The 12,885-nt window shown below is 70.5% G+C and carries 13 protein-coding genes; 7 read left to right on the top strand and 6 right to left on the bottom strand.

Features of this window, described 5'->3' with window-relative positions:
• The first annotated feature begins 171 nt into the window (after nt 1–171).
• Both BLW57_RS38875 and BLW57_RS38870 read left to right on the top strand, forming a co-directional pair.
• Nucleotides 172–1,179, top strand: coding sequence for an NADP-dependent oxidoreductase (locus tag BLW57_RS38875; RefSeq protein ID WP_176985885.1), 1,008 nt, complete (start codon nt 172–174; stop codon nt 1,177–1,179).
• Nucleotides 1,176–1,982, top strand: coding sequence for an SDR family NAD(P)-dependent oxidoreductase (locus BLW57_RS38870; RefSeq protein ID WP_093480323.1), 807 nt, complete (start codon nt 1,176–1,178; stop codon nt 1,980–1,982). The genes BLW57_RS38875 and BLW57_RS38870 overlap by 4 nt, the downstream gene beginning before the upstream one ends.
• 174 nt (nt 1,983–2,156) lie before the next feature.
• Here BLW57_RS38870 and BLW57_RS38865 read toward each other — a convergent pair whose 3' ends face one another.
• From BLW57_RS38865 to BLW57_RS38845, 6 genes are all read right to left on the bottom strand, one after another.
• A complete protein-coding gene (locus BLW57_RS38865; RefSeq protein WP_093480322.1) occupies nt 2,157–2,399 on the bottom strand; it encodes a DUF5302 domain-containing protein in 243 nt (80 codons plus the stop codon).
• Nucleotides 2,400–2,612: 213 nt separating this feature from the next.
• Nucleotides 2,613–4,013 (bottom strand): DEAD/DEAH box helicase, encoded by a 1,401-nt coding sequence (locus BLW57_RS38860; protein ID WP_093480321.1) that lies wholly within the window; start codon nt 4,011–4,013, stop codon nt 2,613–2,615.
• 132 nt (nt 4,014–4,145) lie between these two features.
• Nucleotides 4,146–4,544, bottom strand: a complete 399-nt coding sequence (locus tag BLW57_RS38855; RefSeq protein ID WP_093480320.1) for a DUF3592 domain-containing protein — start codon at nt 4,542–4,544, stop codon at nt 4,146–4,148.
• A gap of 105 nt (nt 4,545–4,649) precedes the next feature.
• The gene (locus BLW57_RS38850; RefSeq protein WP_093480319.1) at nt 4,650–5,741 is read right to left on the bottom strand and encodes a PP2C family protein-serine/threonine phosphatase; all 1,092 of its coding nucleotides are present in this window, start codon (nt 5,739–5,741) and stop codon (nt 4,650–4,652) included.
• 14 nt (nt 5,742–5,755) lie between these two features.
• Nucleotides 5,756–6,142 (bottom strand): hypothetical protein, encoded by a 387-nt coding sequence (locus BLW57_RS41030; protein WP_143051654.1) that lies wholly within the window; start codon nt 6,140–6,142, stop codon nt 5,756–5,758.
• Complete coding sequence (locus BLW57_RS38845; protein WP_093480318.1) at nt 6,139–6,816, bottom strand: ArsR/SmtB family transcription factor; 678 nt, start codon at nt 6,814–6,816, stop codon at nt 6,139–6,141. Before BLW57_RS38845 ends, BLW57_RS41030 begins: the two co-directional genes overlap by 4 nt.
• Before the next feature lie 70 nt (nt 6,817–6,886).
• Between BLW57_RS38845 and BLW57_RS38840 the strand changes: the two genes are divergently transcribed.
• The 5 genes from BLW57_RS38840 to BLW57_RS38820 all read left to right on the top strand — a co-directional run bounded on the left by BLW57_RS38840 (nt 6,887) and on the right by BLW57_RS38820 (nt 12,838).
• A complete protein-coding gene (locus BLW57_RS38840; RefSeq protein ID WP_256339759.1) occupies nt 6,887–7,678 on the top strand; it encodes an MBL fold metallo-hydrolase in 792 nt (263 codons plus the stop codon).
• 190 nt (nt 7,679–7,868) lie between these two features.
• Nucleotides 7,869–8,420: a SigE family RNA polymerase sigma factor gene (locus BLW57_RS38835; RefSeq protein ID WP_093480317.1), complete on the top strand. Its 552-nt coding sequence runs from the start codon at nt 7,869–7,871 to the stop codon at nt 8,418–8,420.
• Nucleotides 8,417–9,766, top strand: coding sequence for an outer membrane protein assembly factor BamB family protein (locus BLW57_RS38830; protein ID WP_093480316.1), 1,350 nt, complete (start codon nt 8,417–8,419; stop codon nt 9,764–9,766). Before BLW57_RS38835 ends, BLW57_RS38830 begins: the two co-directional genes overlap by 4 nt.
• A gap of 988 nt (nt 9,767–10,754) precedes the next feature.
• Nucleotides 10,755–11,822: a hypothetical protein gene (locus BLW57_RS38825; protein ID WP_093480315.1), complete on the top strand. Its 1,068-nt coding sequence runs from the start codon at nt 10,755–10,757 to the stop codon at nt 11,820–11,822.
• Nucleotides 11,823–12,004: 182 nt separating this feature from the next.
• Nucleotides 12,005–12,838 carry a PIG-L family deacetylase gene (locus BLW57_RS38820; RefSeq protein WP_093480314.1) on the top strand — a complete coding sequence of 278 codons (834 nt, stop codon included), beginning with the start codon at nt 12,005–12,007 and terminating at the stop codon, nt 12,836–12,838.
• Nucleotides 12,839–12,885: the final 47 nt, after the last annotated feature.

Genomic DNA, 12,885 nt, shown 5'->3' with positions numbered 1-12,885 from the left:
CTGCCGAGTGTCACGTTTCGAGGTCGAAGCGGTGATCGTTCGACCCGTGGCGGCCCTCGCCCCGGGACCGTAGCCTCCGGAGTACGCGGGCGACTTGTGGGGAAGATCACTCCCCCGGGCCGACCTACTGGTCGGTATGGTCTCGGGGAACCGCCAACGACAGGAGGCGCGATGTCCGCGACCAACCGGCAGATCCGTCTGGCAGCCCGCCCCGTGGGCGAAGTGAAACCCGAAGACTGGGAGCACCGATGCGAACCCCTTGAGGTCCCGGGCCCGGGCCGGTTCGCGGGCCGGACGGTCGCCATCTCCCTGGATCCGGCCATGCGGGGCTGGTTGGACGACCGCCCCTCCTACCTGCCGCCCGTGGGCATCGGAGAGGTGATGCGGGCCGGGTCGGTCGTCGAGGTCACCGCCTCCGACCACCCGGACTTCCAGCCGGGCGATCACGTGGTCGGCACGTTCGGCGTCCAGGAGTACGTGGTCTCCGACGGCCGGGGCGCGATGAAGATCGACACCTCGCTCGCCCCGCCCTCGACGTATCTGGGAGCGCTGGGCATGCCCGGCATGACCGCCTACTTCGGCCTGCTGGACGTCGGAGCGCTGAAGGACGGCGAGACCGTCGTGGTGTCCGGGGCCGCCGGTGCGGTCGGCACCATCGTGGGGCAGATCGCGAAGGCCAAGGGCTGCCGGGTCGTGGGCATCGCGGGTGGGCCGGAGAAGTGCGCGTTGCTCACCGGCGAACTCGGATTCGACGCGGCGATCGACTACCGGGCCGACGACGTCAGGAAGGCACTGCGTGAGCACGCACCCGACGGCATCGACGTCTACTTCGACAACGTCGGAGGGGACATCCTCGACGCCGCGCTGACCCGGCTGGCGATGCACGCGCGCGTCGTGGTCTGCGGCGCGATCAGCCAGTACAACAACGCCACGCCCGTGAAGGGGCCCTCGAACTACCTCACGCTGCTGGTGCGCCGTGCCCGGATGGAGGGCTTCGTCGTCTTCGACTACGCCAAGCGCTACGCGGAGGCGGCGCAGGAGATCGCCGCCTGGATCGGCGACGGCCGTATCAAGGTCAAGGAACATGTGGTGAGGGGCACTGTGGACGACTTCCCCGAGACGTTGCAGATGCTCTTCCGTGGCGAGAACGTCGGCAAGCTCGTGCTGGAACTGGCGTGACCGGCGCGGAGGACGTCGCCGCCGCCCCGCGGCGCGAACAGAACGACGACAGCCCGCTCAGGGGAAAGGTGGCGATCGTCACCGGCGCCGCCAGCGGGCTGGGCCGGGCCACGGCGCTGGGACTGGCGAAGGCGGGGGCGCGCGTGGTCGTCGCGGACCTCGACGCGCGGGGCGGCCGGGAGGTGGCCGACCTGGTCGGCGGCCACTTCCGCGCCTGCGACGTCTCCGACCTCGACGCCAATCACGCGCTGGTCGAGTTCACCCGGGAGACGTACGGCGGTGTCGACATCGCGCTGCTCAACGCGGGCGTGGCGACCGGGTGCGGCGTCGGTGAGGACTTCTCCCCCGCGCTCTACCGACGGGCGATGGGGGCCAACCTCGACGGTGTGGTCTTCGGTACCCACGCGGTACTGCCGGCGCTGCGGGCCCGCGGCGGAGGATCGATCGTGGCGACCGCGTCCCTGGCCGGTCTGGCGGCCGTACCGCTCGATCCCCTGTACGCGGCCAACAAGCATGCGGTCGTGGGACTTGCCCGCTCCCTGGGGCCGGCTCTGGCGCCGGAGAACGTGCGCTTCAACGCCGTCTGCCCCGGGTTCGCCGAATCGCGGATCATCGACCCGTTGCGCGGCATGCTCTCCGAGCAGGGTCTGCCGGTCATCCCGGCCGAGACCGTCGCGGACACGGTGTTGCGGATCCTTACCGGTGACGGCACGGGCGAGTGCTGGTTCATCCAGCCCGGTCGCGAACCGGAGCCGTTCCGCTTCCGCAATGTCCCCGGCCCGGGCGTGCCCGCCGGCGTATGAGTCGCTCGGGGGCTTGAGAACGGTCGGTGGGCCACGCCGCATCAGCGGCCGCCGGCTACGTCCTGGCCCCCGTATGCGCGTCGCCCGCAACGCGCATACGGGGATGCACGTTGCGGGCGACTGCGCGGAAGCACGAGTGCCGGTGGGGCGTTCCGCCCCCGGAACTGGTCGGACTCAGCCGCCGCTCTTGCGCCTGAACGACCGCTGGCTCGCGGCCGGACCGTGCGCCGCACGCACCTTCGACGCGTTGGGGTTGGCGGCGGCATCAGCGCCGTCCGCCTGGGCACCGCGCTTGCGCGCCAGGGCCTCGCGGAACTTGCGCTTGAGGTCGTAGTTGCCGTCGCTGTCCGGCGCCAGGGGCGAAGTCTCCGGGGCAGCCGGCTCCGAACCTTCCGTGGAGACGGGCTCTGCGGTCATGGTGACCTCCTGGGTTCGGGGGTGGACAAGCACAGCTTGTCATGCCGGGCGCAGCGCGGGGGCCTGCAACATCATCTTGCTCCGTTTCGGCGGAAATCCCCTCCCTGCGCGGAGCGTTCGCCCCAGGGCGTGGGGGCGCAGGACGGTCGTGAGGCCGGGCCGAGTATGCGCGAGCCGGTGGCCCGGGTCCTTCAGCTGACGGGGCAACGGCTCTCAGCCGTTACGGCGCACCTGAGCGGCCCTGCGGGCCTCGGCGAGCTTGCGGGCCTCGCCGGCCTTCCGGGACTTGCCGCCCGCGCCGCGGGAGGTGTCCTTGCTGGTGCCGAGGCCGCGGAAGGGAGCGTTGGTGTTCTTCTGGCGGGGGACGGCGGGGCCGTCGAGCGGGGTGCCGGAGGGAGCCTTGGCGCCGGTGATCCGGCTCAGCTCCGCCTCGCCGGAGCGCACCTTGGTGACGGTCGGCTCGATGCCGGCCTCGGCCATCATGCGGCTCGTCTCGCGGCGCTGGCCCGCGAGCACGAGCGTGACCACGCTGCCGGACTCCCCCGCGCGGGCGGTGCGACCTGCCCGGTGCACATAGTCCTTGGGGTCGGTGGGCGGGTCGACGTTGACCACCAGATCGAGGTCGTCGACGTGCAGGCCACGGGCCGCGACGTTGGTCGCCACCAGGACGGTGATCTGGCCGTCCTTGAACTGCGCGAGGGTCCGTGTGCGCTGTGGCTGGGACTTGCCGCTGTGCAGGGCCCCGGCGTGCACACCGTTGGCCCGCAGATGCCGGGTGAGCTGGTCGACGGCGTGCTTGGTGTCGAGGAACAGCAGGACGCGGCCGTCACGGGCGGCGATCTCCGTGGTGACGGCGTAGCGGTCGGGACCGTGGACGACCAGAACGTGGTGCCGCATCGTCGAGACCGTGCCCGCGGACGGGTCGACCGAGTGGACGACGGGGGCGCGGAGGTAGCTGTGTACCAGTTGATCGACGTCACGGTCCAGGGTGGCCGAGAACAGCATCCGCTGTCCGTCGGGGTGCACCTGGTCGAGCACGTCGACGACCTGTGGCAGGAACCCCAGGTCGCACATCTGGTCGGCCTCGTCCAGGACGGTGATCCGTACCCGTCCCAGGCGGCAAGCGTTGCGTTCGATGAGGTCGTGCAGGCGTCCGGGGGTGGCGACGACCACCTCGGCTCCCTGGCGCAGCGCGGCGACCTGCCGGCCGATCGACGTGCCGCCGACGACCGTGGCCATCCGCAGCCGCAGTGCCTCCGCGTACGGTGCCAGCGCCTCGGTGACCTGTTGGGCCAGCTCACGGGTGGGCACGAGGATCAGAGCGAGGGGCTGCTTCGGTTCGGCGCGCCGCCCGGCCGTCCGTGTCAGCAGCGGCAGGCCGAAGGCGAGCGTCTTGCCCGAGCCGGTACGCCCGCGCCCCAGGACGTCGCGCCCCTTCAGGGCATCGGGCAGGGTGGCGGCCTGGATGGGAAAGGGTTCGCGCACCCCGAGTCCGCTCAGTGTCCGCAGCACCTCGACCGGCAGGTCCAGGTCGGCGAAGGAGACGGCCGGGGCCGTAGCGCCGGGCTGGGGGGGACCGCCGTGAGCGATGCCTGAGCCATCGGGATGCTTCATGAACAGCCTTCCGCAGAGGAACGTACCGAGGAAGGCCCGGCAGGATCGAACAGCTACGCACAAGCGGAACCGAACAGCAGAATCGCCACCGCGACGACCACGCAAACGCATGACGGTAACACACGGCCCGGGTCAAAGAGTGAGGAGTCGGACGAGCAGCACCACCAGCGTCCCCGCCGTGAGCACTGCCCCCACCACGGTGAACACCTTGTCGACCACCGCTGTGTCCCAGCCCTGAATGGCGAACCGGCGCGGGTTCTCGGGGTCATAGCGCACGGTGACAGTGGTTCCTACGCCGAGACGCCTTCCTGAGGACCCGCGGCCGCACCTGGACGGGTACGCGCACGCTCGGCCGTCCCGGGTCGTCCAGGCTGCGACCGGGTGGACGCATTCGACGCCTTCGTCGCTTCGTGTCACCTCGTGGCGGACGATGTGTCCCGTTGCCATGACGCCGGTGCGCCGGATCGCACTGGCGCGGCGGAGTCCGTAGACGCCGAACCACAGGTGGGCCACGCCGATCGTCAGCGGGATGAGCGAGAAGAGCCATTCGCGTTCCGTGCCTGGTGCGACGCGTGCGCGGGGGCGTCGGTTGCGAGTGGGCCGGGTTCCGGAGCCATGGCGGCCGTGCGGCCGGCCTCAGGGTTCGCACAGGCGCACCGCCAGGGCCGCGATGTCGTCGTCGAGGCGTCCTCGGCTGTAGCGGATGAGGTCGCGGTGAAGGACCGTGAGCAGTTCGTGCGGCGGCATCGGCGGCTGTTGGCGCATCCAGGCCGCCAGCGGGAAGAACGCGCCGTCGCCGGCGCGGGTCTCGACGATCCCGTCGGTGTAGAGAAACAGCAGGTCACCTGGTGTGAAGTCGAAGCTGTCGACGTTGTAGTGATCGCCGATCAGCTCCGCGAGGTTGAGCAGGGGCGAGGGGGCCGTCGGCTCGAGGACGCGGAGTTCCCGCCGGTTCAGGAGCAGTGGCGGGGGATGCCCGCAGTTGAGGATCTCGAGGTGGCCGCCCCCGTGCGGGATTTCGACGAGAAGGGCGGTGGCGAAGCGCTCCAAAGTCCCCTCGGGGGGAAACACGGCGTTGTAACGGATGCTGCTGGCGTCCAGCCGGCGCGCGACGCTGACCAGTTCGGCCTCGTCATGGGCTGCTTCGCGGAAGGCGTTGACGATCGCCGCGGCCGCCCCCACCGCCGGCAGGCCCTTGCCGCGCACGTCGCCGATGAGCAGCCTGACCCCGAATCGCGTGTCGACCACCTCGTAGAAGTCTCCGCCGATACGAGCCTCCGCCGCGGCCGCGAGATACAGCGACTCGATCTCGATGCTCCCGCAGCGACGCGGCATCGGACTCAGCACCACCTGCTGTGCCGCGTCGGCGACGAGGCGCACCTGGATGAGGGTCCGCTCCCGTTGGAGCCTGACGTGGCTTCCGTACGCGGCCGCCACGGTGACCGCGATGATTCCCGCAGACGTCCACCAGGCGTTCAGACCGGGGAACACGAAGCTGAGACCGATCATCAGAAGAAGGCAGACCGTCCCCAGCAGAACGGTGGGGAGTACCGGCCACATGGCGGCGGCGAGGGCCGGCGCCGCGGGCAGGAGGCGACTGAATGCCACGTCCGGCGGGGTGGCGTACGCCAGGCCCGCGATGACGACGGTCAGAAGGACCGGCGACAGCCGTACGAACCTGCCCAGGCCGTGGCGACGACGCAGCCTCGGCCCTCCAGACTCGATCACGCTTCACAGAATATCTATGCAACAGGGACATAGCGCCCTGGCGGACCAGGCGCGGCCCCCCGTGCGCACGGTTCGTGCGCCTCGTTGACACCGCATCCGTTCGGCACGGCCCCGGAAATGGCGGCCCCCGCCACCCCTGACGATGGACGTGAGGCATGAAAGAAGGGCGTACATTCCCGATCACCCAGCGTTCGATGGAGAAGGCTGATGATCACCACGGAAACCCAGGTCCGAACCTGGAAGGTCGAGCGGGCGGCCGGGGCGGTGGCGACGACGTGGACGACCGTGCCCGCCGGGGTGCCGGGGAGCCACGTGCGCAGGTGCAGCGACAGGGTGGCGCACAGCATGCCGCTGCCGTCGACGATCAGCGGCTCCTGGTCGGCGGTCCGGGTACGGGTCACGCCGCGGCGGTCTCGACGGGGAGGGCGGCGAGGCGCCATTCGAGCATGCCGTCGGCCAGGCGCTTCGCCCTGCGGCCCCGCTCGGCCAGGCGGCGGACGGCGTCATGGGCGAGGACACTGTTGGCGCCTCGGCAGTAGGCGACGATCTCGATGTCGGCGGGGAGTTCGGCGAGCCGGGCGTCGAGCTGGTCGAGGGGGACGGAGAGGGCGCCCGGGATGTGCCCGGCGGCGTACTCCTCGGCCGGGCGGACGTCGATCACCGTGGCGGTACCGGTCTTGACCCGCTCCAGCAGTTCCTCGCGGGTGAGGTGCTCGGTGCCCCGGGGGCCGAGGTAGGCGGCGCGGGCGTGCTCGGCCTGGGCGAGGTGGGCACGGGCGACCTGTTGGAGCAGTACGTACAGGGCGGCGACGTCGTCACCGGCGAGCCGGTAGTGGATGCGCACCCCGTCGCGGCGCGTGGTGACGAGCCCTGCTCGCCTGAGGGTCTGCAGGTGCGCCGAAGCGGTGGTCAGACCGAGCCCGGCGGCCTTGGCCAGCGCGTCGACGTTGCGCTCGCCCTGGGCGAGGAGGTCCAGCAGTTCGAGGCGCTTGCCGTTGGCCAGCGCCTTGCCGGCCGTGGCAAGGGAGTCGAACAGGGCGGCCTTGCGGGCGGGATCTCCCCACGCATCCTCCATAAATCACTGGAATACCGTAGTCGTGGCTCGGGTGGAGTGCCATCCGTCTCGCCACACTGCTGGAGGACGCATGGGCTTCGCCGACGAGCACCTGATACCTCTGGTCGACGAGGGAGCGGGCAACAGCGCCTGCCCGGTCGATCTCGGCGACGGCCGCGCCCTGGCCGTGGACGCCGCACGTGACCTGCGGACCCTGCGCGAGGCCGCCGAAGCCCGGGGGCTGCCCGTGGCGTTCGCCGCCGACACCCACCCGCACGCGGACTTCCGCACCGGCGCGCTCCAGTTCGCCGCGGACGACGGCGCGAGCGCGCTCGCCTCCGCAACCGGCCGACGCACCTTCCCGCACACCACGCTCGGCGACGGCGACGAGGTGGGCCTGGGCGGCCTGACCCTGCGAGCCCCGAGCACTCCCGGTCACACCGACGAGCACCTGGCCTTCCTGCTCCTCGACGGCGGCAGCGAGTTGGGGGTCTTCAGCGGCGGGTCGTTGATCGTGGGCCCGGCCGCCCGCACCGACCTTCAGGGCGCCGACCGGGCAGAAGAACTCGCCCGCGCCCCGTACCGTTCCCTGCGCCGTCCGACCGAACTGCCGGACACCACAGCCGTCCGGCCCACCCATGGCGCGGGCTCCTTCCGCTCGGCCCCGCCCGGAGCCGAGCGCACGCCCACCATCCGCGCCGTGGGCGGCTACCGGCTCTGGCGGGACGGCGGATTCGCCGTCGGCGCACTCCGCGTCGGAGCCCTCGCCGACGCCTACGGCCTCATCGGCGCCGTCTGGGCCGTCGCCACCCTCAGCGCCGCCGCCGGCGTGGTCGTCGCGGTAAGGATGTACGCGACCCACCCGCGACCGGGCACGCCGTAAAGGTCCGGCCGGGCGACACCCTGGTGCCCCTCACTCGACCGCCACGGCCGCAGATGATCCCGCCGCGTCGTGGGGTGGCCGATCGCCCGCTCCTCGACGCCGACTTGGTAGGAACACACGAACTCGCCTGCGGAGGGATAGCCACGACTGACGCACCACGTCGTAGCGGTCGTACAGAAGGGGAGGGTCGATGGAGGCCTCGAGACAGGATGAGTACCGGGAATTCGTGGCGATGCGCTCCACAGCGCTGCTGCGGCTCGCGGTGCTGCTCACCGGCGGGGATCGGCATGCCGCGGAGGATCTGCTGCAGATCGCGCTGATGAAGGCTTACGGGCGGTGGGCGCGCATCGAACAGCCCGAGGCGTATGTCCGCCAGATCATGTACCGCCAGCAGGTCAACCGCTGGCGGCTGCGCAGGCACCATGCCGAGGTCACGGTGCCGGTGCTGCCCGAGTCCGGCGGAGAGGAGGGTGCCGGGGCGGACCTGGAGCTGCGTGTCGCGTTGTGGGCGGCGCTCGGCCGTCTGTCGAAGCGGCAGCGAGCCGTGGTCGTACTGCGCTACTTCGAGGACCTGCCGGAGGCCGAGGTCGCGGCACTCCTGGGATGCCCGGTCGGCACGGTGCGCAGCACGGCACACCGGTCGCTGGCAAAGCTCCGGGCGCTCGTACCGGACCTCGACCCGGGTGGGCCCGGGGAACAGCAACTGCCGCTCGGCTACACGGCGAAGGAGATCCAGGCATGACGACGGAGCGGGTGGAGGACAAGGTCCGGGAGACTCTGCGAGCGGTCGCCCTGGACCAGGTGCGGGCACCGGGAGACCTTGCGCATCAGGTGGTACGGCGGCGCAGCCGGCGTCGTTTCTCGCAGGCTGCCGGGGCTGCGGTGGCCGTCGCCGCGATCGCGGCGGGGGCGATGGTAGGCCTCGGGGACGGAGGCGTGGCCGAACGGGGCCGGCCTGTGCAGTCGGCGGCGGCGCCGGAGGGCTGGAAGCCGTGGCAGAGCGGCGTTGCGGGAGCCAGTGAGCGGGGTTGTCTGGCGGACGGTTCCGCACTGTACTGCAGCGGGTCCGATTACGACGTTGCGAAGATCGACGCCAACACCGGCAAGCGGCTGTGGACGGTGAAGGTCAATCGCGAAGGCGACGGTATCGACCACCCCTTCGGGGTGCGCGACGGCGTGGTGTACGCGTACCGCAATCACACCGCGAAGAACCTGCCTGACGGGGACTACGCCGGCGGCACCGATCTGATGGCCGTGGACGCCGGCACCGGCAAGCGGCTGTGGACGGTCAAGATGCCGCAGGACGACCGCACCGACCAGGCCGCCATGCTCATCGACGGAGCGGTGTGGGCGAACACTCCGTCGCTGCGTACGATGTCGGCCCTCGATCCGCTGACCGGTCAGGAGAAGTGGCACTACACCTGGGCGAAGGGCATCGTATGTGAGCGGACCGTGCTGAGCGGTGTGCCCTACCTCCTGTGCGCGCCGGACACCGAGGAAGTGCATGACACCGACGTCTTCCGTCTGGACCCCGCCACCGGGAAGGTCCACAAGGTGACGACCCTTCCCGGCAGGCAGCAGCCGCTCGGGACCTCAGAGGGGCGGATGGTCCTGATCGGAGCCGAGGACACGACCGGAGACAACCTTCGACTGACCACTCTCACCAGCTCCGGGAAGCGGACCTCACTGCCCGGGCAGGTCAAGGGACACATGGCCGGATTGGCTGTCGTCGGTGATCGTCTGATCTCCGTGTCCGGAAAGGGCCAGGCTTCCGCCTACTCGTTGTCCACCGGAAGGACTCTGTGGACCGGTCCGGTGGGCGTCACGATGCCCGACGAGAACGCGATGACGTCCCTCGCGTCCCCCGTGGGGTCGACGAGGCAGGGAATCGTGTACTTCCTCGGTCCCACCGGAGACATGTCCGGCCTCGACCTGCGCACCGGTAAGCAGCTGTGGAGCGGTCGCGTCGACACCGGCAAGCCGAAGCCCGGCGTCAACGACGCGCCCCAACTCCTGCGGTACGAGGATGTGCTGATCGCCAGGAACGGCAGCAGGATCTTCTCGCTCTTGCCGCGGATCGGCGGCTGACGCGAGGACCGACCGGCCGGGGCGCCACCCGCGCCCCGGCCGACGTGCCAGCGCGAAGCCGACCCGCGTCGATCCGGAGCACCGGCGCACTTCGCTTCCGGGTCGATGTCTCTACTCGATCGCCGTGTCCGACTCCACGTTCCTGGAGCAGTCCATGAACCAGTGCGCGCGGAAGTCCACCGGCATCGGGATCGGATGCCGGGCATCGGTGAGGTGACGGAACAGGTACTCCGTGGCCGTGCAGTCGAACCGATGCCCGGCCTCCGGTGCAGCTGCGGTGACATAGACGGGCCAGCGGTCGGGGTCGGGGCCCTCGGTGATCCACTCGGCACCCAGCCGGTCACGGCGACGAGCCTTTCCGGCCAGGAGGCCTCAGCGGGCAACTGCTCGGCGTTGCGACTGCCGCGCAGGGCGATCATCAGGGCCGGTCCAGCACCTTCGCCTTGACCGGTCCGGCCGACGGCGACCAGCCGGCTGCTGAACGGCCAGGCATACCTCCAGTCGACCTGCCCGGACAAGGGCAGTGGCGGCCGTCGGTCGGCGCCGGTCGGCTCGCCGTACCGGTCGGACAGCGTTTCGACGAGGCTGCCCAGTCGGCACGACCGGAGACGGGAAGGCGGACATGACCTGGCGCACGCCCGTCCTCACCGCAGACCAGGTCGCGGAAGTCCGGCCAGAGAATCCCGGCCACGACAGTCAGAAGCTGTTCGTCATCCGCGCCGGCGATTCAAACACCCGCCGCCGACGGGGGAGTTCAGCACCGTGCACACCCGTCAGCGCCACCAGGCAGGACTGCCTCGTTCCGGCCGTACTCATGTACGATCCGGCGATGCACCTGCCGTGTACCGCTCGACGTGTGTTCGCTGGACTGGTCCTCGTTCTGGTCGCCGGTTGCGGGGCGGACGCTCCGCAGCATGCTGAGCCTCTTCCGAAGGATTCCGGCAGCCGCGCCGGCCGTGGGTCGACCAGGGCCTGGACGTACACGTATGTGTCCGACGAGTTCGAGTACGGCACCGATGTGGCGGACATCGCCGTGGTGTCCCCCAAGGACGCCTGGGCCTTTCGCCGAGGCGCCGGCTCGGTGCAGGCGCTGCTGCACTACGACGGTTCCACGTGGCAGCCCTATGCACTGCCGAGGGAAGTGACCGAAGCTGCCGACGGGCGCATGGAGAGGGTGTCGCTGACCTCCCATCCGTCAGGCGACGTGTGGCTGATCGCGTCGGTCTCCCACGGACCTGGTTCGACCAACACGTCCTTCGTCGCGCGCTACGACGGGACCGCATGGCAGGTCGTCCCGCTGCCCGACCGCGAGCACGGCATCGGCGGCGTGCTCGTGCTGGGCCCGGGAGATGCGTGGGCTTCCGGCTCCGGCAGGACCGCCTGGCACTGGACCGTCCGCGGTTGGACTCGCAGCGCGCTGCCCTTCGAAGCCCAGCGCCTCGTCACCGATCCCCGTGGCACCGTTGTGTGGGCCATCGGCAGCGGGCCCGAGCCCGGAACCGAACCGCCGGCCAACCCGGACGCCCCCACTTCCCAGCAGCCGGCCTCGGCCCGCTGGGACGGAACGCGATGGCAACGTGTACCGATCCCGACGGATCTCACCCTGACCGACGGATACGACTTCAGCTCACTCATCACCGAGACGACCGCCGTCTCCGCCGACGAGGTGTGGGCGACGGGCAACTCCGGCTCCGAACCGGAACCCTCGGAGGACGGCGACTACTACCCCGCCGATCAGCGGCCCTTCACCCTGCTCTTCGACGGCTCCCGCTGGCGCGTCCCCCAGGACGACGAACACCCGCCCGCGGCGGTGCTGAGCGCCAAGAAGATGCGGGACGGCGTCGGCCGCACCCATGAGATCGGCCATCCCCCGTACGTTCCCGGCGTCACCGGCAAAGTCACCGCCGTCGACCGCAAGCAGAAGCTGTGGCTCAACGAGATCACCCCCGTCCCCGGTACGGACGAGGTATGGGCAGCCGGCCAGATCGAACTCGGCGCCCACGGCGACGCGAACTTCAGCCGCGCCGTAGTGGTCCGCTACAGGATCCGCGGCTGACGCACCGCCCGAAGCCGTTGGCCGGCCGAGGGCTTCCCGGACGCGGAGTGAAGAGACCAGAAGATCGTCCGCCCACCCCGCCCCCGGGGGCCGGCACCCCGGTCACCCGATAATCGAAGTGATTGTTCATTCGCCTGCCCCGGACTCCGGCGGCAGTCTTTGTCCCACAGGAGGACTGTTTCATGAACGACCGGCCCTTGACGCTCATGGCCGTGCACGCCCACCCCGACGACGAGGCCACGGGAACGGGAGGTGTCCTCGCGCGCTACGCGGCGGAAGGCATCCGCACGGTCCTCGTGACGTGTACGGACGGCGGTTGCGGTGACGGACCGGGAGGTGTCAAGCCGGGCGACCCCGGGCACGATCCGGCAGCCGTCGCCTCGATGCGGCGTCAGGAACTCGAGGAGAGCTGCGCCATCCTGAAGATCAGTCACCTGGAGACGCTGGACTACGCCGACTCAGGGATGATGGGCTGGGCGACCAATGACGCGCCCGGTTCCTTCTGGCGGACGCCTGTGGAAGAGGGTGCCGCGCGACTCGCGGAACTCATGCGCCGCTACCGGCCCGATGTGGTCGTCACCTACGACGAGAACGGCTTCTACGGTCACCCCGACCACATCCAGGCGAACCGCATCACGATGGCGGCGCTGGCGATGACCGAGCCGACGCCGAAGGTGTACTGGACGACGGCGCCGCGCTCGATGATGCAGCGGTTCGGGGAGACCATGCGCGAGTTCGGTGGGGACTGGCAGGAGCCGGATCCCGACGAGGCCGCCGCGATGGCCGAGATCGGGCTCCCGGACGAGGAGATCACCACCTGGGTGGACACCGCGGCCTTCGGCGGTCAGAAGTTCGATGCCCTGGCCGCCCACGCCAGCCAGGGCGAGAACATCTTCTTCCTCAGGATGGGCAAGGAAAGGTTCACCGAGCTGATGGGCGTCGAGACCTTCCTGCGCGTACAGGACGCCACCGGAGCGGCCGTACCCGAGAACGACCTCTTCGCCGGCCTGCGCTGATCCGCCCGCCTCCAGAGGCCCCGATAAGGCGCACAACACCTAAGGGT

The organism is Streptomyces sp. 1222.5 (genome assembly GCF_900105245.1).
Taxonomy (GTDB): domain Bacteria; phylum Actinomycetota; class Actinomycetes; order Streptomycetales; family Streptomycetaceae; genus Streptomyces; species Streptomyces albidocamelliae.
Note: the sequence above shows the minus strand (reverse complement) of the source record. Positions and strands in the feature narration are given on the sequence as shown.

Excerpts from the sequence above, each read along its gene's own strand:
- BLW57_RS38875 (WP_176985885.1), top strand. The coding sequence starts at position 172 with ATGTCCGCGACCAACCGGCAGATCCGTCTGGCAGCCCGCCCCGTGGGC.
- BLW57_RS38865 (WP_093480322.1), bottom strand. The coding sequence starts at position 2,399 with ATGACCGCAGAGCCCGTCTCCACGGAAGGTTCGGAGCCGGCTGCCCCG.
- BLW57_RS38860 (WP_093480321.1), bottom strand. The coding sequence starts at position 4,013 with ATGAAGCATCCCGATGGCTCAGGCATCGCTCACGGCGGTCCCCCCCAG.
- BLW57_RS38845 (WP_093480318.1), bottom strand. The coding sequence starts at position 6,816 with ATGGAGGATGCGTGGGGAGATCCCGCCCGCAAGGCCGCCCTGTTCGAC.
- BLW57_RS38840 (WP_256339759.1), top strand. The coding sequence starts at position 6,887 with ATGGGCTTCGCCGACGAGCACCTGATACCTCTGGTCGACGAGGGAGCG.
- BLW57_RS38835 (WP_093480317.1), top strand. The coding sequence starts at position 7,869 with ATGGAGGCCTCGAGACAGGATGAGTACCGGGAATTCGTGGCGATGCGC.
- BLW57_RS38830 (WP_093480316.1), top strand. The coding sequence starts at position 8,417 with ATGACGACGGAGCGGGTGGAGGACAAGGTCCGGGAGACTCTGCGAGCG.
- BLW57_RS38820 (WP_093480314.1), top strand. The coding sequence starts at position 12,005 with ATGAACGACCGGCCCTTGACGCTCATGGCCGTGCACGCCCACCCCGAC.